This window comes from Acetivibrio clariflavus DSM 19732 (assembly GCF_000237085.1).
Lineage (GTDB): Bacteria > Bacillota > Clostridia > Acetivibrionales > Acetivibrionaceae > Acetivibrio > Acetivibrio clariflavus.
On record NC_016627.1, the window covers coordinates 3,900,956 to 3,927,051 of the forward strand.

Annotated in this window: 16 protein-coding genes and 2 pseudogenes; 6 read left to right on the forward strand and 12 right to left on the reverse strand. The window is 35.8% G+C overall.

The features are described 5' to 3' along the window. Positions 1 to 36 precede the first annotated feature (36 nt). A complete protein-coding gene (locus CLOCL_RS16275; protein ID WP_014256356.1) occupies positions 37 to 1,116 on the reverse strand; it encodes a type IV pilus twitching motility protein PilT in 1,080 nt (359 codons plus the stop codon). A 580-nt stretch (positions 1,117 to 1,696) separates the two neighbouring features. Here CLOCL_RS16275 and CLOCL_RS16280 point away from each other — a divergent pair. The 4 genes and pseudogenes from CLOCL_RS16280 to CLOCL_RS23990 all read left to right on the forward strand — a co-directional run. Next, on the forward strand, positions 1,697 to 2,647 hold the full coding sequence (locus CLOCL_RS16280) for an L-lactate dehydrogenase (protein WP_014256357.1): 951 nt from the start codon (positions 1,697 to 1,699) through the stop codon (positions 2,645 to 2,647). A gap of 32 nt (positions 2,648 to 2,679) precedes the next feature. After that, the gene (locus CLOCL_RS16285) at positions 2,680 to 3,852 is read left to right on the forward strand and encodes an NAD(P)-dependent malic enzyme (RefSeq protein ID WP_014256358.1); all 1,173 of its coding nucleotides are present in this window, start codon (positions 2,680 to 2,682) and stop codon (positions 3,850 to 3,852) included. 525 nt (positions 3,853 to 4,377) lie between these two features. Continuing rightward, positions 4,378 to 5,508, forward strand: a pseudogene (locus tag CLOCL_RS23985) (rhamnogalacturonan acetylesterase); the annotation flags it as partial. 93 nt (positions 5,509 to 5,601) lie between these two features. Further along, positions 5,602 to 6,909, forward strand: a pseudogene (locus CLOCL_RS23990) (SGNH/GDSL hydrolase family protein); the annotation flags it as partial. Between the two features lie 59 nt (positions 6,910 to 6,968). Here CLOCL_RS23990 and CLOCL_RS16295 read toward each other — a convergent pair. Beyond that, entirely contained in the window at positions 6,969 to 7,715 is a 747-nt protein-coding gene (locus CLOCL_RS16295; protein ID WP_014256360.1) for a CPBP family intramembrane glutamic endopeptidase, read from the reverse strand. A 294-nt stretch (positions 7,716 to 8,009) separates the two neighbouring features. Beyond that, positions 8,010 to 9,824, reverse strand: a complete 1,815-nt coding sequence (locus CLOCL_RS16300; RefSeq protein WP_014256361.1) for a MutS-related protein — start codon at positions 9,822 to 9,824, stop codon at positions 8,010 to 8,012. 616 nt (positions 9,825 to 10,440) lie between these two features. Between CLOCL_RS16300 and CLOCL_RS16305 the strand changes: the two genes are divergently transcribed. After that, positions 10,441 to 11,613, forward strand: coding sequence for a 3-phosphoglycerate dehydrogenase family protein (locus CLOCL_RS16305; RefSeq protein WP_014256362.1), 1,173 nt, complete (start codon positions 10,441 to 10,443; stop codon positions 11,611 to 11,613). Between the two features lie 132 nt (positions 11,614 to 11,745). On the opposite strand, the gene CLOCL_RS16310 is transcribed toward CLOCL_RS16305, so the two are convergent. The 4 genes from CLOCL_RS16310 to CLOCL_RS16325 form a co-directional block, all read right to left on the reverse strand. Next, positions 11,746 to 12,189: a GreA/GreB family elongation factor gene (locus tag CLOCL_RS16310; protein WP_014256363.1), complete on the reverse strand. Its 444-nt coding sequence runs from the start codon at positions 12,187 to 12,189 to the stop codon at positions 11,746 to 11,748. Positions 12,190 to 12,371: 182 nt separating this feature from the next. Then, positions 12,372 to 13,190 carry an alpha/beta fold hydrolase gene (locus CLOCL_RS16315; RefSeq protein ID WP_014256364.1) on the reverse strand — a complete coding sequence of 273 codons (819 nt, stop codon included), beginning with the start codon at positions 13,188 to 13,190 and terminating at the stop codon, positions 12,372 to 12,374. A 180-nt stretch (positions 13,191 to 13,370) separates the two neighbouring features. After that, on the reverse strand, positions 13,371 to 14,690 hold the full coding sequence (locus CLOCL_RS16320) for an S-layer homology domain-containing protein (RefSeq protein ID WP_014256365.1): 1,320 nt from the start codon (positions 14,688 to 14,690) through the stop codon (positions 13,371 to 13,373). Positions 14,691 to 15,018: 328 nt separating this feature from the next. Beyond that, positions 15,019 to 16,218: a putative glycoside hydrolase gene (locus CLOCL_RS16325; RefSeq protein ID WP_014256366.1), complete on the reverse strand. Its 1,200-nt coding sequence runs from the start codon at positions 16,216 to 16,218 to the stop codon at positions 15,019 to 15,021. A 238-nt stretch (positions 16,219 to 16,456) separates the two neighbouring features. Between CLOCL_RS16325 and CLOCL_RS16330 the strand changes: the two genes are divergently transcribed. Next, the gene (locus CLOCL_RS16330) at positions 16,457 to 17,392 is read left to right on the forward strand and encodes a tetratricopeptide repeat protein (protein ID WP_014256367.1); all 936 of its coding nucleotides are present in this window, start codon (positions 16,457 to 16,459) and stop codon (positions 17,390 to 17,392) included. A 229-nt stretch (positions 17,393 to 17,621) separates the two neighbouring features. Here the strand turns inward: CLOCL_RS16330 and CLOCL_RS16335 are convergent, their stop codons facing one another. The 5 genes from CLOCL_RS16335 to CLOCL_RS16355 form a co-directional block, all read right to left on the reverse strand. Continuing rightward, positions 17,622 to 19,391: a hypothetical protein gene (locus CLOCL_RS16335; protein WP_014256368.1), complete on the reverse strand. Its 1,770-nt coding sequence runs from the start codon at positions 19,389 to 19,391 to the stop codon at positions 17,622 to 17,624. Between the two features lie 292 nt (positions 19,392 to 19,683). Then, positions 19,684 to 21,078: a GerMN domain-containing protein gene (locus CLOCL_RS16340; RefSeq protein WP_014256369.1), complete on the reverse strand. Its 1,395-nt coding sequence runs from the start codon at positions 21,076 to 21,078 to the stop codon at positions 19,684 to 19,686. A 2-nt stretch (positions 21,079 to 21,080) separates the two neighbouring features. Beyond that, the gene (locus CLOCL_RS16345; RefSeq protein ID WP_014256370.1) at positions 21,081 to 21,662 is read right to left on the reverse strand and encodes an RNA polymerase sigma factor; all 582 of its coding nucleotides are present in this window, start codon (positions 21,660 to 21,662) and stop codon (positions 21,081 to 21,083) included. 342 nt (positions 21,663 to 22,004) lie between these two features. Next, a complete protein-coding gene (locus CLOCL_RS16350) occupies positions 22,005 to 23,867 on the reverse strand; it encodes an ABC transporter ATP-binding protein (protein WP_014256372.1) in 1,863 nt (620 codons plus the stop codon). Further along, positions 23,864 to 26,083, reverse strand: a complete 2,220-nt coding sequence (locus CLOCL_RS16355; RefSeq protein WP_014256373.1) for an ABC transporter ATP-binding protein — start codon at positions 26,081 to 26,083, stop codon at positions 23,864 to 23,866. Before CLOCL_RS16355 ends, CLOCL_RS16350 begins: the two co-directional genes overlap by 4 nt. Positions 26,084 to 26,096 lie beyond the last annotated feature (13 nt).

Below are 26,096 nucleotides of genomic sequence, written 5' to 3' on the forward strand. Positions count from 1 at the left end.
CTATAAGCACCACCACGTATTTTGAAACTTCAGGCTTTAAATTCTGCCTCTTTGAGCAACCTCAAGATAATTCTGCATTGCATCTCTGTCAACACAAAATTCCAAAGCACTTTCTTTTGTTATCTTATTCTGCATATAGAGGTCTCCGATGCTTTTATCCAACAACTGCATTCCAATGTTTCCTCCGGTCTGAATACATGTATTGATACTTTGTGTCTTCCCTTCCCGGATAAGATTGCTTATTGCCCGTGTAACAATCATTATTTCATGGGCAGCAACTCTTCCTTTACCACTTGCATCGGGAATCAATCTTTGTGATATTACAGCCTTTAGAGCCGTTGAAACCTGTATTCTTATCTGTTGCTGCTGATGAGGTGGAAATACGTCTATTAATCTGTCCAGCGTCTTTGCAGCTCCAAGAGTATGAAGCGTTGAAAGAACAAGATGCCCTGTCTCAGCAGCTGTCACTGCTATACTTATTGACTCCACATCTCTCATTTCACCAATAAATATTACATCAGGGTCTTCTCTCAGTGCAGCTCTCAGAGCACTTTCATAGGTCTTGCTGTCGTTACCGATTTCTCTCTGATTCACAATACACTTGTCATGTTTGAAAATATACTCTATAGGATCTTCAAGGGTTAATATATGACCATACCGTTTTGAATTAATCTCATTTATAATAGCAGCCATTGTAGTAGATTTCCCGCTTCCTGTAGGCCCGGTAACAAGTATAAGACCTTCTTTAAATTCACAAATTTGCTTTATAACCGGCGGGAGATTAAGTGAATCAATGGTAGGAATGTTTGAAGCCAGAGTTCGAAATACCAAAGACACTGAACCTCTTTGTAAAAAAGCATTAACCCTGAACCTTGAAACATCCGGAACAGTAATTGAAAAATCAACTTCTCCATAAGTCATCAAACGTTCAAACTTTTCATTATCCATGCTAGCTTTCGCATACTGCAATGTATCTTCCATTGTTAGCTTTGGTGCATCGATTTCTTTAACATTGCCGTTTACTCTGAATGAAGGTGCTCGTGCTACAGTTAGGTGCAAATCAGAAGCTTTCAATTCTGTAGCCATTTTTAACAACGAAGTTAACTCTATTGCCATAGTATATGCCCTCCTGCATTTTTTATTGTATAGTCGGAATATAGAGAGATGCTGCAAAGCGATTCAAGTGCTGCACGTTTAATTCACTATTTAAATGTTAGAAATTTTAATGTAATATATAAAAAACTAAAACAAATTTTTTGTGATATAATTGAATATCGAAAAAAAACATGTAAATATTTACACCTATTTTATTAATGATACAATACTGGTTTGGATAAGGATTTTGTCAGTTTAACGAATTAATAAATATACATATATATGTGACCAAACCCTTAAAAAAGCAATTTTACCGCTTTACCAGCAGAATAACTTCATGCGTCATGTAACAGTAACATTTTACCAAAACAGCATTTGCGCACAGTTTAAAGCCATAACTAGATAGAAGCTTCTATATTGAAACAGATTGTGAAATCGGCTAAATTTGAAAAAATATTATTGATTTTCGACATATTTGGGTTTATACTTTTAAAAAAAAGTATGTTAAAATGTTAACCATGCGTATTTATGTACTAATAAAAAAACAATCTTTTATAAATATGCGATAAATATTAATAAAAATAAAAAATGGAGGTAAATTATGGTTACAAGTAAGTCAAAAGTGGCTATAATAGGAGCAGGTTTTGTTGGTGCTTCAACAGCTTTCGCTATGTCCTTGCAGCAAATAGCGACAGAAATTGTATTAATTGATGTAAACAAAGAAAAAGCTTATGGTGAAGCCTTGGACATAAACCATGGTATTTCATTCGTAGGCCAAATGGCAGTTTACTCAGGAGATTATTCTGATGTTAAAGACTGCGACGTAATAATTATCACAGCAGGTGCTAACAGAAAACCAGGCGAAACACGTCTGGACCTTGCTAAAAAGAATGTTGCAATCGCAAAAGACATAACACAAAACATTATGAAATACTATACTCGCGGTGTAATACTTGTTGTATCCAATCCAGTTGATATCCTTACTTATATGATCACAAAATGGTCCGGACTTCCAAACGGAAGAGTTATGGGTTCCGGAACAGTTCTTGACAGCTCAAGATTCAGATATCTCTTAAGTAAAAAACTCAATGTCGACGTTAGAAATGTTCACGGATATATTATAGGTGAACATGGTGACTCACAGCTTCCTGTATGGAGTGCTACACATATAGCTGGACAGAATATCAATGAATATTGCCAGGGTCCAAACGGTATTCTTACTCCTGAAGATAAATTGGCAATTGCAGAAGAAGTTAAAAAAGCAGGTGCTGAAATAATTAAAAACAAAGGCGCTACATATTACGCAATTGCTATTACAATTAATGCAATTGTTGAATCTCTCCTCAAAGACCAAAACACCATTAGAACAGTAGGCAGCGTAATTAATGGCAACTACGGAATTGAAGATGTTGCTTTGAGCCTTCCTTCAATAGTTAATTCCGGGGGCGTACAAAGTATAATACCTCTTACACTCTCCCCTGAAGAAGAAGCAGCATTAAGAGCTTCTGCAGATAGTTTAAAAGCTATTCTCAATGAAGTAAAAGATATATAATAAAAAAACAGACGATACAGGAGGTTTTTATAATGGATTACAGAAAAGAGTCTTTGAGACTCCACGGTGAATGGAAAGGAAAAATCGAAGTAATAAGCTCTGTACCTGTTAAGACTAAGGAAGATTTGTCTTTAGCATACACTCCAGGTGTTGCTGAGCCTTGTCTTGCTATACAGAAAGATCCTGATTTATCTTATACATTGACAAGAAGAGGTAACTTAGTTGCTGTTATCACTGACGGTACAGCTGTCCTCGGTCTTGGAGATATAGGTCCTGAAGCAGGTATGCCTGTTATGGAAGGTAAATGCGTTCTCTTTAAAACTTTCGGAAATGTAGATGCTTTTCCTCTCTGCATAAGATCAAAAGATGTCGATGAAATAGTTCATACCATAAAACTTCTCTCCGGAAGTTTTGGCGGTATTAATCTAGAAGATATATCCGCTCCAAGATGTTTCGAAATTGAAAAAAGACTTAAAGAAGAATGTGACATTCCTATATTCCATGATGACCAGCACGGAACAGCAATCGTTACTCTTGCTGCAATGATAAATGCATTGAAAATCGTAAATAAAGATATAAAAGACATATCTGTAGTTGTTAACGGCTCAGGTGCAGCAGGAATAGCAATAACAAAACTTTTGATGAGCATGGGTCTTAAAAAGGTAATCCTCTGCGATACAAAAGGTGCTATATACGAAGGTAGAGAGGGCCTCAATCCTATAAAAGAAGAGATGGCTAAAATCTCAAACCTTGACAAAATTAAAGGTTCATTGGAAGAAGTAATTAAAGGAGCTGACGTTTTCATAGGTGTTTCTGTTGCTAATACGGTAACAAAAGAAATGGTTAAGAGCATGGCAAAAGATCCATTAATCTTTGCTATGGCAAATCCAGTTCCTGAAATTATGCCTGAAGACGCTAAAGAAGCCGGTGCAAAAGTTGTTGGAACCGGCCGTTCAGACTTCCCGAACCAGATCAATAACGTACTTGCATTCCCAGGTATCTTCAGAGGTGCCCTTGATGTAAGAGCAAGAGACATTAACGACGAAATGAAGATAGCAGCTGCAAAAGCTATAGCTTCTCTCGTTAGTGATGAAGAATTAAATCCGGATTATGTAATTCCTGCTCCATTTGATCCTAGAGTAGGTCCTACTGTTGCAAAAGCTGTTGCTGAAGCTGCAAGAAAATCCGGAGTTGCAAGAATATAATTAAATTATAATAATAAAAGCAATAAAAATGCGGGTAGGAAAACAAACCTACTCGCTTTTTATTGCAGCCAATCTTTTTTTGCAAATAATTACCTTATGAAACAAATTACAGCTAAAATACTTGCCAAGTCATAATTAAAGACCTCTATATACGGCAAAACACAGTTTATTAAACTTCCAATAACAAAAACAGAATAAAAAAATATATATACTTATTTTCAAAAAATTGATAAAATATAGATGTTAAAATAATTTATATATATTTGCATTTACACATAATACATATCGTATACAGATATATAATATTTTTATAAAACTCTTCAAATATACATACTAAGCTTACAAACAATTTTCATAAGAAATTTCGGAAAATTGTCAAACTACCATTTCTAATAATCTAATTGACAAATATTGTAGAAGAAATCAAATTAACCGTGAAGTCAAACCGTACGAAATTGTCCGTATATAAAATTAAGATTGCTTTAGTAATGAATATATTCATCTTTATTAAGGGAGGTTTATTAAATGATACGCAATGTGTCAAAAGTATTGATTTGTATTCTTTTTATTCTAATTTCGTTAACTTGTCCGACAAATGTGAGAATTGAGGCAGCATCTGTAGAGTACAAGTTCGATTTTGGTGCCGGGTATGTCGAACCGGGTTATATAGGTGTCAGTGCTTCAACGGCTTACAACAGAACTCGAGGATATGGCTTCAATACCCCAGAGAACATGCGAAATGTTACTGCCTCCGGAACCGGTGTTGCAAGCGATGCCGTTCAGTTTCTTACCTATGGAATAAAAAGCAATAACACCTTCAACGTCGATCTTCCCAATGGGCTTTATGAAATAAAAGTAACTTTAGGAAATACTTCAAGGGCAAGTGTTGCAGCTGAAGGCGTTCTGCAAATCATAAATATGACAGGTAATGGCGCTGTTGATAAATTCCAAATTCCTATAACAGACGGTCAGTTAAACATACTTGTTACTGCAGGAAAAGAAGGCACACCTTTTACACTTAGTGCACTTGAAATAAGGAAAATATCCGATAATCCAGTCACCAACAGAACTATTTGGATAGGCGGCGATTCAACAGCTTGCAATTATTATCCGCTGGATACAAGCGAACAATGCGGTTGGGGGCAATTACTGCCGAAATTTGTCGATACATCATTATTTCAAATAAGAAACATGGCAGCCAGCGGACAATGTGCAAGAGGTTTTCGTGATGACGGACAATTTGAAGCAATAATGAAATATATAAAGCCTGGAGATATATTCTTACTTGAGTTTGGCATAAATGATACCAATCCCAAAAATGATACTACAGAAGATCAATTTAAAGAAATAATGACTGATATGGTTGTAAAAGTTAAATCTACCGGTGCTACAATGGTTTTAGTTACTCCGCAAGGCAGAGCAACCGATTTCAATGGTAACATACATACTGCTGTAAACAGATGGTACAGGAATACCACTATACAAGTTGCAAGAGAGCAAAACGTCAGACTGTGTGATCTCAACGTTTTAAGTTCTGCATATTTTACTTCTATTGGCCAGGAGGCAACTCTTGCACTTTATATGCCCGGGGATACTCTCCATCCAAACCGTGCAGGAGCAACCGAGCTTGCCCGATTGGTAGCCAATGATTTAAAAGACCTTTTTACCTTAACACCTACAGCTACTGCCCAACCAACATATTCTCCTACTCCCACCGGTACAGCTCCTCAAATAATGGGCGATATAGATGGAGATGGAAGTGTTACATCAATAGATTTTGCATTGTTAAAAAAATATTTGCTTTCCGGCATACCGGATTTGAGCAATGTTTGGTATGCAGATGTAAACAGCGATGGAAGTGTCAATTCAATAGATTATGCTTTTATAAAAGCATATTTGCTCGGAATGATAAAAGAATTTCCAGGCTCTGCTCAGCCTCCCGACAATAATTTATATACCGAAATTTACGAAGCTGAAAATGCATTTATTTACCATGGTATTTTTGAAAACATCCATACAGGCTACAGCGGAAGCGGATATGTCAACTATGATAACGAAGTGGGTTCATATGTGGAGTGGTATGTCAATGTACCGGTAACCAGTTGGTATAGCCTGACTTTTAAATATGCCAATGGAACAACTGCCAACAGACCTATGTCAATAATGGTTAACGGAAATATGGCGCAGAGCAGCATGGACTTCTATCCTACTGCCAGTTGGACCACCTGGAGTGAATCAAGCATAGTTCTAAAACTCAACCAAGGGCAAAATGTCATCAGAGCAACAGGCATTACTACTAATGGCGGACCAAATGTTGACTACTTAAAAATATCCCAAACAACTGGTGAACCAACAAATACTCCAATTCCATATGTTACTCCGTCTCCATCGGCATATCCAACTACATCTAATATACCTACAATATATTTAGCCGGTGATTCCACCGTCCAAAGTTATAATTCTTCTTATTACCCACAAGCCGGCTGGGGACAAGTAATCAGTGATTATTTTACTTCCGACGTTAAGTTTGTAAATAAAGCCATCGCCGGAAGAAGTGCAAAAAACTTTGTTGAACAGGGAAGGTTAGATGAAATCCTCAATATGATTAAAGAGGGAGACTACTTGTTTATCCAATTCGGTCATAATGACGCAACCATTAGTAATCCTGACCGATACGCAGCTCCCTATACCACCTACAAAGAGTATCTTGCAAAATTTGTTGACGGAGCAAGGGCAAAAGGAGCCATTCCAGTATTAATAACGCCGGTTGCACGGCTTAATTACAAAAACAATACCTATGTTAACGACTTTCCTGACTATTGTAATGCAATGAAGCAAGTTGCAGCAGAGAAAAATTGTGCAATCATAGACCTGATGACCAAATGCTTAAATTATTACAGTACCCTTGATTACAACAAAGTATTTACTTTCTACATGGTATCATCCAATGGAGCCGATTACACCCACTTTACCGAGACAGGTGCCAGAGAAGTTGCAAAATTGGTAGCCCAAGGTGTAAAAGAATTAAATCTCCCCATTTCAAAATATGTTAAATAAACTTCTTTTACGCACTCACCATAGCAAGTGTTTTTTCTTTCAAAAGCTTCGCATGCAAATCAGGCTAAAGCAGATAACAGAAAAACAAATGCCATGTTAAAAACTAAAGATAGGACATTAATGAATCCATGAATGAACATACAAATCCATATATTATGCGTACGCTTATAGCAATCCCCAAGAATCATGCCAACAATCAAACAACAAAGCAACTGCATAGTACTAAAGCTTATTCCTTCCCGGGAGATACTTACATGCCCCAAAGCAAATAGTACTGCACTGATAGCAACAGAAATGCTAAGTGTATATTTACCCTTAATATCAAATTCATAATCTTTCCCACCGGCAAGAATCAACACGGTAATTGGTAAAGATCTAAATAAGATTTCTTCACCCAAACCTGAAAAAAAGAGCTGAAATATAAAATCATCCAGTTCAAATTTTCGATAAGCACCCATGATTGCAGTAATAAGTGAAATAAGAAGCGCATATGTCGCACCAAGGATAATGTATCGCCTACTCGCCTTATAGTTTTTATTCCAATAACCAAAATCCAATTTCTTCGTTCGATAAATAATCATTGTCGGAATAAACAATATAAGAAACTGCATTGTGTGATGAATCATCAGGTAGCAACTATTTGTAAGCCCGGTTACTGCTTTTGCTACTACATCAATTAGCAGCACTTCCATTAGCTTATTATAAAAGAACTGGAATACCATCAATCCAAGAGCAGCTATAACTACTTTCAAAATGCTTCTCCGATTGCTGACCACTCTCTCATTGCTCGCTTTTACTTCCATCATCACTCTTTATCCCCCCAAAAATTCTTCCTTATTCCAACAAAAAATAATGATCAATCAGCTATAAACAATTTATATTTTATTTACTCCTCTTTGAATGGTGCAATGAATAAATCATCATTTCCACCACATATAATACATAAAATATAAATGTTATCGTATTAATCCAAGTAAATGTACCTTCAGGACGATTGAGAGCATGCCACAAGAAAACCACTGCCACAATCAATATAACAGTTGCAATAATTTACAAGGCAAGCGTGTGACATATCCTATTCAATTAAACTTTAATTTAACTTAAATCAAACTTTCATCTATATCAAGTCCGGCCATTCTCATTAAATAGATGGCATTTCGCGTTGTGGAAACGCCTTTTCTCAGCTTGTAATCAAAATAGATTTTGTTATCTTTGTAATACTCTTCAAAATGATAATTTTTAATCTTTGGATTCTTTTGCTCTAAATCGCATAATTCAAAATCATGGGTTGAAACCATTCCTATGGACTTTGTCTTGCACAATTCTTCAATCAATACCCTTGCACCGGTATGGCGGTCTCTTGAATTGGTTCCTTTAAAAATTTCATCCAGAAGGAAAAATACTTTTTTGCCTTCCTTTGCTTCTTTAAGTATTTCCTTAATTCTCAATAATTCCGCATAGAAGGATGATATACTTTTTCCTAAATTATCACTTACCCTCATGCAGCTATGTATATCCATAACAGATGCACGAAAATCCCTGGCACAAACCGGAGCCCCAGCATAGGCCAGAACCAGGTTTATTCCTGCTGTTCTTAAAAGTGTACTCTTTCCCGACATATTTGAGCCGGTAATAAGCAGTACCTTAACCGGAGAACTAAAATTCAAATGGTTACATACTCTGTTGGACGTTATAAGAGGATGTCCAATATTTAAAGCCTCAAATTTGCTTATTTCATCTTCATTTATCTCCGGCATAACCCAATCGGGATTGTCATGCCTTATTATTGCTAGACTGGATAGTGCTTCAACTTCACCTACCCCCTCAAGCCATGCCTCCAGATATTTTCCTGAAGCAGCCTTCCATTTTTCAAGAATTATCATATTGCGATAATCCCAAAGGGTAAGAAGATTAAAAATCAAATATAAGGGAACATGCCTGCTGGAAATGGAATCAATTATTTTTGCCAAACCATTGATTTGCTCATAAGCAGGCTTTCCTGTTTTTCCTGCCATTCTGCTTTGAATTTCCTTAAGTAAATCTGATTGAAAATTTTTATTTTCAAAAATTTTTATCATGTTTCTATAAACGCCAATATCCTTGCTGAACCGATCCGATATTTTAAAAATCTCATTTCTTTCTCTATTTTTATACTTCAACATAAAATATTGAATTAGTACTAAAAACGCCGGAACATAGTAAGGTACTACTTCAGTATTAAAAGCTAATATCAGAGATGGTATAGTAATAACAGGAAGCAATTTGACAACTATGACAAGCCAAGGCTTTTCATAAAACTCATACTGTTCCTTTGCCCAATTAATAAGATTTTGCGGATCACTAATTTTTTCAGACACAACCAGGCTTTCAGCCAGGAACTTCTGCCTCCAGCCAGGATTCGCAGCCAGTTCCTTAACCGCCTCCTGTCTCTTTTTTATTAGTTCGGGTTCCTTACTGTATCCCAATAATAATTTGCTCAATGCCTTCCTGCCCAAAAAGGTATTGGCGACATTAATCCACTGAAACAGGGACCTGTCCCCAAAAATATCAAGGTCATAAGCATATTTATGATTTTCGTCGAGAAAATCCTTTCCACTGTCCTGAAAACACTCCCATTCTCCGTTTAAGCGTTTTAAAGAATCCTCATTTATTTTTACAAATATGGATGAGTACAGTCTGGCTTTAAACAATTTATCGTGCTCATTCATCAAATAGGCAAAAGTGACCAAAAACGCTATAATAATTGCAGCCATTATAAAATAGTACCTGATGATAAACAAAAATACCGTTAATGCAATCCCCGTGATAAATACTGCTAATCTCAAATTGCTGACAACATCAATTGCCTTTGAATATTTTTCATATAAAAGAGAATATTTTTTTCTTCTTCTTTCGTACTTCTCTTTTGCAACCATTAACTCATCCCCTTAATTTCCCTGTTTTATCCCGTGTATTAAGCCATAAATATAGAAAATCGCTAATATTATTCTTTTATATTCTTGGTATAAATTATAATAACACAATAAAACCCTATTACATACACAAAAAACTAAAATAAATATATTGTTTTTTACAGTTTAATATTACTCATATTTTGAAAGTAAACCCTTATTTGTATAATGAAACATACTTAAAATTCATTTTATGCAAATCTGTCAATACAGATTCATACTTATACAATTCAGGCTTAAACCTTCAACACAAGAGTTTTGGCGCACTTAACCATAGTTTAAATAAAAATATATATTCTTTTGGCCTTAAACACTTGAAGTATAAAGATATTTGGTAGTATAATATAGTTTAAGGTTAAACTTGTTTTTCCTGAGATTATTTAATAAAAATTCAATACTGTAAGTTAAATTTTAGAAAAAGTAATCATTTCAGCTAACACACTATAGTTCCTGCTTTCGATAAAGCATTTTTTTGAAGAACAGTTTGTTAAAAAATAAACTATCTGTATAAGATTAAGCAATCCTTTTAGAACAACAAGTATATTTACAAATTTTAAAAAATAAATAGGAGGAATTTATCTTGTTTAAATTACAAACGCTCAATAAAATTTCACCTGTAGGTTTGGAAGTATTTGATAAGGCAAAATATGAAATATCTACAGAGTTGAATGATCCAGATGCAATAATTGTTAGAAGTGCCAATATGCACGATATGGAATTTTCCAGCAATCTTAAAGCAATAGCAAGAGCCGGGGCAGGAGTTAACAATATCCCCATAGAAAAATGTACAGAAAAAGGGATTGTCGTTTTTAATACCCCTGGTGCTAATGCAAATGCAGTTAAGGAACTCGTTATTGCCGGTCTTTTGATTTCATCAAGAAAAGTCATCAATGGAATACAATGGGCTCAATCCCTTAAAGGTAACGGCAGTGAAGTTGAAAAAATGGTTGAAAAGGGAAAATCACAGTTTGAAGGCCCTGAAATTAAAGGTAAAAGATTGGGAGTTATAGGCTTAGGTGCTATAGGGGTTATGGTTGCAAATGATGCTCTTGCTCTCGGTATGGATGTTATCGGATTTGACCCATATATATCCATCAGTGCCGCTTGGGAACTTTCCAGCAATGTACATAGGGCTTCAAGTCTTGAAGAATTGATATCAACTTCCGATTACATTACAATTCACGTGCCCTTTATGGAAAGTACAAAAAATATGATCAACAAAGATATGTTCAGTATTATGAAAAAGGGCGTTCGCTTATTAAACTTCGCAAGGGGTGGCCTTGTTAACAACCAAGATCTTTTGGAGGCTATAGATAATGGTACAATAGCCTGTTATGTAACCGACTTCCCATCCGATGAACTGCTGGGAATAGAAAACATCATTGCAATACCTCATCTTGGTGCATCAACCCCTGAATCGGAAGAAAACTGTGCATTAATGGCTGCTATGCAATTACGTGATTTCCTTGAAAAAGGTCATATAAAAAACTCTGTTAACTTCCCTGATTCGGAGTTGGCACGTTCCGGCGATACAAGAGTACTTGTAGCCCATGATAATATTCCAAACATGTTTGGACAGATAACTTCCCTTATAGCTTCATATAAAATAAATATCGGCGATATGTTAAGCCGTCACAAAAATAAAATTGGTTATACTATTTTGGATATTGAAGGTTCAATACCAGAAGAAGCAGTTAAAGGATTAAAAGCAATAAACGGTGTCAGAATGGTAAGGGTGATAGAAAAAACTTGAGGGGCATCAATTTAGCCCCTCTTTTTATTTTAAGCTATAATTCTACTGCTTTATATTATAAAAAAATAAGATCTATTATGATTTTAGTTCAATCATACTCTTTGTCATTAATTAATATTATTCCATATTTACCTATTGCAGCTTTATCGACCTGACTCTATATCTATATATCCCCGAAGGAGCATTTACCGCAAAAACCTCACCCTTCTTCTTGCATAGCAAAGCCTTTCCCATTGGAGACAGAATCGTAATACAGTCATGTTCAGTATTAACAGCTTCCGGTTCAATCAGCATATAATTAAAAATTTCATTTTCTTCAACATCTTCTATCTCAACAAGACTATTTAAACAAACAAACGGGAATTCATTCTCGGATACTTCAGAAAATGACACGTTTTTTACAGCACTATCCAAATTGCTTATGTAATTGTTAATTAACTCTTCAAACTCATCCCTTTGCTTATTATACTCAGGGAAGTATGAGTTGATAATATTGTTTTTCCTTTCCTCAAAATCCACTAAATGAGCAAGTAAATTTTCATAAGCAGATTTTGTAATTATGACTTTCTCCTGCATAAAAATACCTCCATTCTACAAGTAATTAAATGGAATTTTCCTCAAAAAAAAGCAAAGGCACTTTGCCCCAAAAAGGCAAAGTACCATATGTAATATCATACCATATTTGTTGTGCTGTGTCAAAAAATTTAAAATACTTTAAAAAATCTTACTTAAATTTGTTAACATAATACATCTATAAATCATTTCGCTTCAATGAACTGAACCAATTCTTGATTGAATATTTCACGCTGATCATAGAACAGGAAATGCCCACACTTGTCAATAGGTATTAGCTTGGAATTTCTGATACTATTCTTTTGAGCTATGGCCAAAGGAAATAGACATACCCTATCATTAATACCGTGAAGAATCAAAGTTGGAACCTTTATAGCAAATAAATCATTAAATAGTTCTTCTTCCCCCAACCATGTTTTCGCTATGGCTACAGTAGACCAACTCGCTGCCTGAAGCCCCAATTGAAAAATCCAATCGGAGAAGGGTGCACTGACCGGATTATAAAAAATCATATTACCAAATCCTCTCAACATGCTGGGCCGATCGGTGTATGTACCCTGGATGATATTAATTATAGTCTGTTTTGGCAAACCATATGGGAAATACGGGCGATGGATAAGACTGGGGGCCGCCGCAGCAAACAGAGCAAGTTTTGACACCCCATAACCATCGTGTCTTGCCATATACCTTACACAAATTGCACCTCCTGTTGAATGCCCTCCAAGAACAATATTCTGCAATTTAAGTGTTTCAATAACAACTCTAATGTCATCGGACAATCGGTTATAATCATAACCTGTCCAAGGCTTGTCTGACTGTCCGAATCCCCTGCAATCCATTCCAATACACCTATATCCCAGTTGGGGCAATAGATTAAACTGATATTCAAACAATTTATGATTGCCCGGCCAGCCGTGAATAAATAGAATTGTCTTGGTGCCTTCAGGATTTATATCTTCTACATATACCTTTACATTCTTTTCAACTTCAATATACAATCCCATATAATTTCTCCTCAATCTATGAAAATTTCTCGTATTATAAGTATTCATTGAAGAATTGCAGTGTGATTATAAAATTTTGCTTTTCCGGCTCTTATGAATTTCGATAAAATTGGAAGGATAAAGAAAAACCGCCTGAAAGATTTAAGTTAAATCTTTCAGGCGGTTTGTTTCATACTATTATTATCTGTCCAAATACTCAAAACACTTCGCAATCATTGTAAAGAGTTCAGCCCTTGTGACGTTTTTATCGGGCATGAAAGTATTGTCATTATAACCCTTTATTATTCCCAAATTACATGCCGTATTGACATACCTCTTAGACCATGAGGCAATCTTTTCGTCATCTGCGAAAGAATTAACAGAAATATCCGACGGTTCGAATTTGAAAGTCTTCATCAGCATTATAACTACTTCCTGTCTTGTTACATTTCTTGAAGCCCTAAAAGTATTGTCCTCATATCCGCTTACCACTTTCATGTCTAAAGCGGTCTTTAGAAATCCCTTCACCCAATCGGGTATTTCATTTTTATCTGCAAAATCAAATTGGGGATTTTCCGCCGGGCCATATCCAATTGCCTTCATAAGTGCTGTTATAGCTTCTGCCCTGGTTATATTATTATCAGGCTTTATTGTTCCATCGGGATAGCCTTGGACAACTCCCATACTTATCAGTCTTAAAATATATAGTTTTGCCCAGTGTGTGTCTATATCCTTCGGAACCTGAATGTTACCTGTTGGTGGTGTAGATATTGGAGTTACTTGTTCTGGCGGTAACGTTGGTATTACTGGAAATTCAGTAGATGTCGGTATCGGTGTTGAGGTAACTGTTGGTGTCGAAAATGGTGTTGGAGTTAAAGTTGGTGTAAAATTCGAAGTTGGAGTAGGAATCGAAGTTGGAGTAATAATCGAAGTTGGAGTAGGAGTTACTGTAGGTGTTGATGTTGGTATAACTGACGGTATCGCAGCCTTTCCGATCACAACTGCACCATTGTTATATAAAATTCCTTTAATTTCATCAATTCCTGTTGTGAATACAGCAGATCTGGAAAGGTTATATGTAAGGAAAGATACACCGTCACTGGCATTGTCAGCAATAGTAAATTTAATATATGCCATTGTACCGTCATTTTTTATTACTCTGCTTTCGTCAGCCGGTGCTTCAAAAACCATTGCCACAAAACCTTTAGTATTATTCACATTGGAGTAAAAATCACTCGGATTGATTATCAATTCTCCCGGTGTAATACTCACTGAACTAAATATTTCAGGATTAAAATCCACCCAAAAGCTGCATGTATAAATCCCTGATTCAGGGACGTTTTTAACTGTCAAAGGTACTGTAACAGTCGTGCCTTTTTCTCCTCTTAAAACAGCAAGATTTACCTGCATTGAATCATCGGCATATGTAAATGAAGTAAACAAGTAGCATACAGTTAAAACCGTTACTATAACAATGCACCATACTTTACGGAAACTAAACAGCCTGTCCTTTATACCCATCTATTAATCCTTCCTTTCTCGGAAAACGTTTGATAATATAGAAATAATTTCTATACAGTAAAAATAACAACCCTTCCACTAGATATATTTTTATTATACAATAAATATCTCATCGTTGCCATAGTCTAAAGTCCATAACCGCATCCGGCTATATCAAGCAGCCTTTTCTCATTAATATTATAGACTACTCTGCTATGGAATAAAAAATAATTACGCCTTTTTATCAGATAAAAAAGGCGTAATCCATATAAGTTAAATTTCTTATTAATTTATTTCTTCAGCATAATGTTCCGGATAGAAGCTGATAAGCCATTTATCATACATTAAGCTATTCTTTTAAAAGTGCTCCTTCCCTGTAATTGTTCATCGGATCCCACAAAAACCACTCTTCAAAACCGGCATCATATACTGCCTGAATTTGCTGTCTAACCTGTTCATCTTCATAATACTGCCAATTCCCCGCGCCAATCCATGTTGCGGTAAAGTCCTGCAAATAGGTCCTAAGTATGGGTTTATGTCCCTCAACTTTCTCATACCTTGCCTTAGCTTTGAGCAGAGTATTTTTTACAACTCCATAGGGGTCCAGGTCAGGTTTTGGAAATTTGACATTGTTAATAATCTGTCCGAGTGCATAGTGGGAAGGATAAGCCATAGGGCACAGGTAGTCAAGGTTTTCACCTATATACTCAAAATATTGTCCAATTCCCTCAGTATCCCCAGGACTCTCCAATATAATTGCAAATACATCCCCGGACAGTATTGCATTCGGTAGTTGTTTTCTTGCAAAGGCCAGAAAGTCATTTATAACCTCATACATTTCTCTGTCATCTTTACCTTCAAAAACCATCTGGCTCTTTTTTCCGTCCGGAAATCTTATATAGTCAAACTGTACTTCATCAAAACCTTTTTCAAGAGCTTCCTTTGCAAGATCAATATTATACTGCCATGCATCCATGTTATATGGATTTACCCAATTCATTTTATTATGAACATAAAGTCCGCCTTCAGGATTCTTTATAGCCATTTCCGGCTTCTTTTGAGCAAGTATCGGATCTTTAAAGCATACTATTCTTGCTATAGCATAGATATTGTTATCGTGTAATTTCTTTATAACCTCATCAACATCATATATCTTTTGAATTGCACCGATTTCCGATGCTAAAGGCACTTCAGATTCATAGCTGACAATACCGTAGTCATTTTTTACATCTATAACATAACTGTTAATTTCGGTATTATTGGCCAGTTCAATATAGTGATCAAGCCTTGCCCCTGCTGACGAAGCAGTTAAGTATAAACCCTTCGCCTTAACCCTCTTCTGATTGTATTTGGGAAGTTCCGGAGTGCTGGTTGGTGTGCTTTCAACTACATCATCTGTTGCCACCGGAGTAGGAGTAGAAACAGATACAGGCTTGTTTTGTACTGTAGTTGCACGGGTACTGCTGCTTGAAATACATGCAGATAATGATACTGAGATCATACAGACAAGAAAGGATAACGCTGTTCTTCTTAGAATACTCTTTTTCATAAGTAAAAAACCCCCATATTTATTTTTTGACTTCAAGAATAAACAAGAAATGCCTTTATGATAATAATACTATATCAAACATAATTCCAAAGCACAATAGCAGTTTATGGACTTTTTGAAACAAAAGGATTTCAATAATGGATGTTTTACAGTCTTTTTAATTTTTTCTTTCTGATTTAACACATTTTAGAATTTGCTCATATAATGACACAGAATATTTTTAAAGGAGATTGAAATAATGTTCCCGTTTCCAATAATAGGTGTAGCTTTAGCCAGTAGAATATTATTGTCGCAAAAAAGCAAAGATCAAAACTCACCAAATAAGCCCTATATAGGAAGACCCGGTTTTATGCCCATTAACAGGAATCCTTTTGAAGTATTTTTCAAAGGGTTAAACAGACAATTGTCAAGCCTATTTCCCCGACAGGCTCATGAAAATTTCTACGCAATTGCTAAAAATTTTGTACCTGAAGATGCATATATACTCAAACCAAAATACCCTTTAAACTCTGATATAATTAGTCTTGGAGATATTGACGGTGACTCTCGGGATGAATTAATTGTATCCTACAGGCATAATGATGAAATTAAAACTATTATACTGAAAAAAGAAAACAATAACTGGCAAAAGGTCGGCGAAATATCCGATTCCGGTTATGAAAACATTAATTACAGAAAAATTATTGATTTTACCGGCGAAGGAAAGAAGCAAATTTTATTGGGTTTGTCCTCAAAGGATAAAAGTCCGGTTTTGCGCTGTTACTCAATTAATCAAGACAGCATTAATGAAATTTTCAACTCAAATTATCACAGACTTCAAGTTCTTAAGGCATCAGGCAATGACAGAAATAACTCGAAATCAAAACTTGCCATATGGGAAAAAGCCGAGGACGATACCTATAATATTCGATTGCTTCAATGGAACGGTTCACAGCTTGAACCGGCTGGTGGCGTAAGTACATATTATTCGAACAATGTTGTTCCCTACTATTTGAAAAAAGTAAAAAAAGAACCCAACTCACCGCAAAACTGGTATAATCTTGCCAATTCGCTTGCAGAAGCCGGAATGAAAAGAGATGCATTAATTGCATGTGAATTCGGTATGCAATACGACTCAAACAATAAATTTAAGGAAAGATTTGAAGCCCTAATAAATAGAATTCCAAATGGATAAATATTGTAAACTGTGTTGAATTTTTATTAATATGACAATGTATAAATACTATCCCTTTTATCTAAAAACTCTGATCTCCCCTTTCAAAAAGTAACAAAAGCCAAAAATTAAACTTAATATGATAACCTGTTTAAAGAATCGTGTAAATACAGCCCTAAGAACTTATTAATACTTAGGGCTGCTCAATTTTTATTAAAGTTAACTTTAAGTCAGTTATTATTCCTTTATATTATTTATCTATTATTTCAAGAAGTTTAGACTTTTCTTCACAATCCTCGCAACTGTTAAGAAAATCTCTCCATGAATCTTTCATATATTTCACAGAAAGGTCATCAGTATCGGAGAATGATGACATAATTTCAATCAATCGCTGGTAATTATCCTTCAATAACTCAGTACATTTCACAGTAATATCATCACTTTCAGGAGGAATTTCAAACATCCCCATTTCATTTTTGTCATATTCGGATACAAATTCGGATTTTTCATCATCCCATTTGAAGATTACTCTCTTTTTCCCTTCTATAGTTATATTGCCTAAATCGTCATCAATATCAATGTCCAAATTATAAAACTTTCTTATTGTATAATCAACTGTCAGGCTCATATCGCTGCCGGTATTAAATTTAATATTGTCGGCAATCAATTCATATCCCCAAAGTCCCGGCTGTGTGAAATCCAAATAAGGAAAACCTAAAACAAGCTTTTTGCCGTTATCACTTAATAAATACCATTCCTCAAAATTTCTATCCAAACCTATCCCATGATCTCTGCATATTCTTCCCACAATAAACACATTATCTCCGGCCTTTTCCAAACGGTATTCCGTTCCGGCAGATCTATGCCCATAATCTATATAATCAATAAATTTGTCTTCTTTAAAAAATAAAATCCTTAAGTCAAAGTTGTTATAAAACTCCAAAACCGTATAGGGTTTTTCCTGAGTGTTCAAAACCTTCTTGTGTTTTTCCAATCTATTAGGTTCACGCCCATTCCAGCTCTCTATATTGAGGTTATTACAGATATAATCCATGTAGTAAGGCGGCTTTTCATTAAATAGCGCCTCAATTTCATCCGGGGTCAAACTCTTTTCTTCTTTGGCGTTAGTACCGAATATATCATTAAACCCATTGACAAACTTATCATCAGCTCTAATATCAATTATCATTTTGTCCGTATATAACCGATATATTCCGGTTCTTTCCAAATCTTCTGCTACAATATAATTTGAAACTGAAATCAGTTGGGTATATCTACTATCCGAATTAATCTCGATAAAATTTTGTGGGTTTTCAAAAATTAGACTTCTGCAATTTTTCATTGCATTTTGCCTATTCTGTTCCATTAAATCACGGCTATATATTTTTTCAGCATAGATAATTTCAAACTTCCGGTTCAAGAAGTTCTCTTCCAAAAAATTATATAACTTTGCATAAACTTCATATTGGTTTATTTTTCTGCTTCCTTTATCACATATATTGACTGAAGATATCTCTCCAGGCAAAGAAATAGTTGCCGGTGTTTCGATATGTTGGGGATCTAATACTTTACCATAATAAAAAAATCTAACATTATCAGATATCCAGTTATCCAACTCGTAATCGCCACTTTCCAAAACTGTATTTCCAATAATAACTTTTTCACTAAATGAAATTGCCTTTCCGGAAAAAACTAATTTCAAAACCGATTCTCCACCCTCAAAGATCTCGGCCTCATATTCAGAAGTCCATTTTTCACTTGTTTTTGTGAAGTTCATACTTCTAATAAAATCGCAGAATTCCCGTACTATGCCGTCTTTAATAAGTATTGAATCCTGACCTGTACGCAAGTCTTTAATTTTAATGCTGGATATTTTAATTTCATTAAAATTCAATGCATTTTCATACTTTGCAGAAGTGGGAAGTAAAATTTCATTGTCGGTCTTTTTTTCATCTTCAGAACAGGCTGTGAGAACAAAAATCCCTATCAATGCAGCCAATATCAATTTAAATTTATTCAAACCAAACACCTCATTATCAAAAATTAAATTGAATACTGCACAATTATATCAAAGTGTGAAATAAAGGAAAAGAAAATAATAAATTTATAGATCAGTATTTAATACATATCAGATTCATAAAATTTTTAAGTGTAAAAAACTTTTCAGAATCCTATTTACTCCGTTTCCTCATGTTTTCAAAAGGATTAATATGGATGCGCTGAAAACAAAGCAAAAATATAGAATCATATAATAAAAAATATACCGTCCCTGGTATATTACCAATGAACGGTATATATAATTATCTAATATTTTAAATGGTCCATTGACCGTGGGCTATACATACAAGATACCACTGACCGTCATACTTTTCGAAAACCAGTCTCAGACTTGACCAATCCATCCCGTCATAACCAGGATTAAATCCGGAAAAGTAGTAGTCTATGAATTTAGCTTCAGGATAAACATCAGAAATATTTACAATAGTGTTTCCCGATTGCAGAATTTCATTGTATGCCACCTTTTCTGCATTGGCAAAATCGTGATCATATATAAATTTTTCGTAATATTGTTTAAAGGTCAACTCAATTGGCTCACCGGAACCGTCATATTCTCCCCAGGTGTACACTTTCTCCGACTCCAACAAGCCTTTTATTTGTTCCTTTGTAAACACTCTGTGCTTATCCAACTCAATGTGGGAATAGGGAGAAAACAGCACACCTTTTACAGGATGTACAAGTGAAGACAGCTTTTCCATATCCTTTTCCTTAAGTGCCTGAACAGCTATTTTGGATCTTGCTTCAACTTCAGCTTTTATTTCACTTGGACTTTTCTCTATAATATCATCATTTCTTTTAAAGGGACCGTCAAACACAGCATGTATATATACTTCCCTCTTTTGCCCTTCTATAAGAAACTGAACTTTATCAATACCGGGTAGTTCTGTCATTGTATTGACTATTGAATATAGAGCCATTAATTCTCCGGCCGACCCTCCCGGGTTGTTATCAACAAACTCCCTGGAAAGGTCAAGGGTACATATACCGCCTTCGGTTGATGCCGATAAAAGTCTTGTCCCTTTAGGTATTGCATTATATAAGCCTTCACTTTTTGGGTCTTTTTGTAATTCCTCAAACACTGCTCTTTCTATTTGTGTGTCTTTTCCTATTTCAATTTCCCTTTTCTCCGGAACAACTTTATCTGCATTGGAATTTGCATAATAAAGGGTAACTACCATCTTTTCTGCAGGCTCTTTATCTAAGCTTGTACTTTCCGGCAAAACCGCTGTATTGGTATTTCGCGGCTCAATAACCGAATCAGTTGGACTGGGTCCCATACTACCGGAATTAATTTTAAACAATCCAAACTTTCCAAATCTTGCTGCTCCCGCTATTACCAAAACAAGTACTGCCGCTGAAGCCAAAATCGGCTTTATAACAGGCATCGCTCTATAAAAAGATCCACCTAACCCAAACTTCTTATCTTTGCTATATCTATTCACATCAATCACCTCCATTACTTTCTTACTAATATTTTCACTTACCAAAGAATTGTCTTTTGCATAAACTTCTGTATATTTTAGTACCCCATAGTGTCTTCTGCACTTTTCACATACATCCAAATGCTCTTTTATTCTCCTTTTTTCTTCATCCGACAGCTGATTTTCAGAAAATTTAATTATATCATCAAGATTAAAATTACACTTCATTTTTATTTCCCCCCTTTCGCCAGTTTTTCATACTTCCTGCATAAAGTCTGCTTAGCCCTTTGTATTTTCATCTTTGCAGCTTCGGGTGATATTCCCAATATATCGCCGATTTCTTTAAAGGAAAAATCCTGCATACATCTTAAAATTAATGCTGTCTTCTGGTCTTCTTTAAGTTCATCAATAAGTTTAATTATTTCCACCCGCTGTTCCTTAATTTCATAGGCTATATCGGGATAATCACTAAAGTTGGCAGGTAGTTCAGGAACATTTGTGTAATAGTCGATATTTTTTATATTTTTTACTTTTCTGTACTCGCTTCTCAGCGTATTTATGGCAATACGATAAATCCAGGTGGAAAAACTCCATTTGCTGTTGTATTTATATAGGTTTTTATATACTTTTATAAAAACCTCCTGGGTTATCTCCTCTGCATCTTCCCGTGAAGCAGTCATTTTCGATAAAAAATTGAATAACTTGTCCTGATATAACGACATCAACTCTTCGAAGGAATTTATATCGCCTTTTAAGGTATTCTCGACCAATATACTGTCTCTTTCCTTACTCATCTTTAACACACCAATCATATCTTATTCTCCTAAAAAAGCTTATTTCCGTATATCCAATCCCTACATTTTAAGATTATTTCCGAAAAAGTCATATTAATTTACTGTTGCTATTTTTATCTTTTTTGTAGTGCTTTCATATAATTATACGCATATAGTTTTATATAGTAACGGTAAAAATTTTTATTTTCTTAATCTTTTATTAATTTGGATTATAGATGCAGAATGTAGTTTTAAAGCTTCACCGGCAAAAAATTAAACGCCTTAAAGTAATAAGGCGTTGTTTTAATATGAATAGTCTTCTTTTTTATTACTGTTCTACAAGCTTTACCAAACAGAGAACCGTCCCCTGTTCTAGCTGTTCTAGGAGGCTTCGAACTGGCTATTATACAGTTCTGCATAAAATCCTCCTTTAGCCAGCAGTTCCTCATGAGTTCCCTGCTCAACAATATCACCGTGATTCATAACCAGAATCAAGTCAGCATCTCTGATTGTAGAAAGACGATGGGCTATTACAAAACTTGTACGATTTTTCATAAGATTAGCCATAGCTTTTTGAATCTGCACTTCGGTACGGGTATCTACCGAACTTGTTGCCTCGTCCAAAATAAGAATTTTCGGATCGGACAAAACGGCTCTTGCAATTGTTATCAACTGCTTTTGACCCTGAGATACATTGCTGGCTTCCTCATTCAACTCCATATTGTAACCTTTGGGCAAAGTATGGACAAAACTGTCAACATGGGCAGCCTTTGCGGCAGCAATAACTTCCTCATCGGTTGCATCAAGCCGTCCGTAACGGATGTTCTCCATAATACTGCCATTATAAAGCCATGTATCCTGTAAAACCATACCGAACAAAGAACGTAAATCTTTACGGGAAAAATCCCTTAAGTCATGACCGTCAATCAAGATTGAGCCTTTATTTACATCATAGAATCTCATTAACAGCTTAACCATAGTTGTCTTACCTGCCCCGGTAGGCCCGACAATAGCAACTTTCTGCCCGGGTTTTACAACCGCTGAGAAGTCATTGATTATAATATTATCTTCATTATAACCGAAATGAACATTTTTGAATTCAACTACGCCTTTAATATCATCCGGCTTAACAGTGTCAGCAGCATCCGGTACTTCTTCCTCTTCTTCCAGAAACTCAAATACACGTTCAGCTGCGGCTGCAGTCTGCTGAAGGATATTGGATATATTCGCCAACTGCGAAATAGGCTGTGTAAACTGTCGGACGTATTGTATAAAAGCTTGAATATCACCAACTTCTATAACTTTCCTGGCTGCATAATATCCACCCAGGATACATATTGCCACATAACCCAAATTCCCCACAAAACCCATAAGGGGCATCATAATGCTGGTTAAAAAATGAGACTTCCATGACGAACCATAGAGTTTACTGTTAACTTCGTCAAATTTTTCAATGCTTTTCTTTTCGCCATTAAAAGCTTTAACTACAACGTGTCCCCCATACATTTCTTCTATGTGGCCGTTTAAGTTTCCGAGGTAGTCCTGCTGCTGTTTAAAATATTTTTGCGATTTATTTATAATAAACATTATAATTATAAGTGACAAAGGCAAAGTTCCGATAGCCGCCAAAGACATCTTCCAGCTTATACTGAGCATCATAACAAGAACACCGGCAACAGTAGTCGCTGAAGTAATTATCTGTCCCAAACTTTGGTTAAGGGTTTGACTTAAAGTGTCAACGTCATTGGTTACACGGGACAAAACTTCACCATGATTTGTAGAATCGAAATACTTCAAGGGCATACGGTTAATCTTTTCAGAAATATCCTTTCTGAATCTGTAACTTACCTTCATTGATATATCGGACATTAACCATCCCTGAATATATCCGAATAATGCACTCAGTAAATACAGGCCGACCAACATCAACAATATCCGGCCTATAGCCATAAGGTCAATGTCACCGGTCCCGGAAATTCTTGCCACAACACCTTCAAACAGTTTTGTCGTAGCCTTTCCCATAATTTTAGGACCTATTATTGAAAAAGCAGCACTGGCCATGGCAAACAGCAGTGAAATAAATATCGGTATTTTATAAACACTTAAGTGTTTTAACAGTTTTTTCATTGTACCTTTAAAATTTCGAGCTTTTTCCCCGGGTATCATGGCTCTGGGACCATGTCCCATTCCTGCTCTCCTTGGCGGTCTTTTAAAGTCATGCGATCCATTGTGATTTTGACTCATGCCAATTCCTCCTTTGACAGCTGCGATAAAGCAATTTCCTGATAAATCGGACAACTTTCCATTAATTCTTTATGTGTCCCCCTGCCTACAATCCTTCCTTCATCGAGAACAATTATTTGTTCTGCATTCATAATAGTAGATATACGCTGTGCAACTATAATAACGGTAGCTGATTGCAATCTCTCTTTTAATGCTTTCCTTAATGCCGAGTCAGTTTTAAAGTCAAGAGCTGAAAAGCTGTCATCAAATATATAGATATCCGGCTTTTTTACCAAAGCTCGGGCAATAGAAAGCCTTTGTTTCTGACCTCCCGAGACATTGCCTCCTCCCTGTGATATATCCGATTTAATGCCATCGGGCTTTTCATTTACAAAACCTAAAGCTTGCGCAATCTCTAAGGCCATATTTATATCTTCTTCCGAAGCATTTTCATTGGCATATTTCATATTCGATTCAATGGTCCCGCTAAACAGCAAACTCTTCTGAGGCACATATCCTATTCTGTCCCTTAAATCATGCTGAGTAACTTCCCTTACATCTATACCGTTAACTAAAACCTGTCCCTCAGTAACATCATAGAAACGCATAATCAAATTTACAAGAGTTGTTTTTCCCGATCCGGTGGAACCGATAATGGCTGTTGTCTGACCGGGCAAAGCTTTAAAGCTTATATTTTTTAGCATATCTTCCTCGGCATCGTTATACCGGAAGGATACATTCCTGAATTCAACAACACCCTTCTCTGCACTATTGAAACTCTTCGGTTCTTTCGGATCTATTATCTGAGGTTCTGTATCCAAAACTTCCGCTATACGCTGAGCTGCTACAGAGGCTCTAGGCACCATGATAAACATAAAGGACAGCATCAGGAAGGAAAACATTATCTGCATGGCATATTGCATAAATGCCATCATATCCCCCACCTGCATATTTGAATCGGCTATCTGGTTTGCTCCAACCCATATTATCAACAATGTGATTCCATTCATCACCAGTGACATGGAAGGGAATAGCACAGCCATAACCCTGTTCACAAAAAGATTTGTCTTAGTAAGTTCCTGGTTTGCTTTATCGAACCTGTTTTCCTCAAACTTTTGAGTATTAAAAGCCCTAATAACCATCATACCCGATAGGTTTTCGCGAGTAACCAAATTCAACTTGTCTACCAGCTTTTGAATAAGCTTAAACTTAGGCAATGCAACGACAAGTACCACAAGAATCAAACCCATTACCGCAATCACAGCAACAGCAATTACCCAGGTCATGGACTGGCTCTTGCTGACTGCTTTTATTATTCCACCTATGGCCATTACAATCGAATAAAAAACCATTCTGATCATCATCATGACAAGCATCTGCACATGGTTTATGTCATTGGTGGTTCTGGTTATTAGAGATGATGTGGAGAATTTATCCATCTCTGCATTTGAGAAATTTTCAACCTTTACAAACACATCTCTCCTCAGATTCCGGGCTAAACCGGCTCCGATTCTTGCGGCAAAATAGCCTACCAAAACCACACATAATGCACTGAAAAGTGAAATAAGCAGCATCTTAACTCCAATTTTGACAATATATCGATTCTGAACTTTATTTGCCTCAATTCCCAGTGCTGCATATTCGTCCTTTATACTGTTTGCAGCATACTGCACAATTGTGCTCTCTTCCATGGCAGCAAGTTTATCTTTCATTTCTCTGCTCATCTCAATACGCACCTCATCGGGCATCAAGGCAAACAATTCAAACAAATCAACATCCTCCGGAATTTTCTGTCCATTAAATTCAATATAGCCATCCTTTGCTTCTTTTTTCGCTTTTTCTATCTGTGATACTGCTATAATTGCCTTTCCCATTATATCATTCAGTTTTTCAATCTCAGCATTTTCCTTTAAAACAAATACCGACTCCTTTTCCAATACAGGATATTTCTTTAAATACTTTTGATAGTCTGTACTGGTTCTATCAATAAGTACATAACTGTTTAAAACTTCTTCTCTGTCATTTTCACCGGTAAAAAGTAAAATCTTTTGCATCTGATCGGCTCTTAAAGCTTCCGGAACTGCACTTTCTATGCCCCCATTTTGAATGCCAATGTTAACTATTTTCGACATATAGTCGGGCAAAGCCAGATCTGCCATCGCCTGACCAAAGAGAAAAACAATTGTAATAAGAATAAGTCCTATAAAAGGTTTTAAATATCTGGTTAATTTATACATTGCCAAATCTACT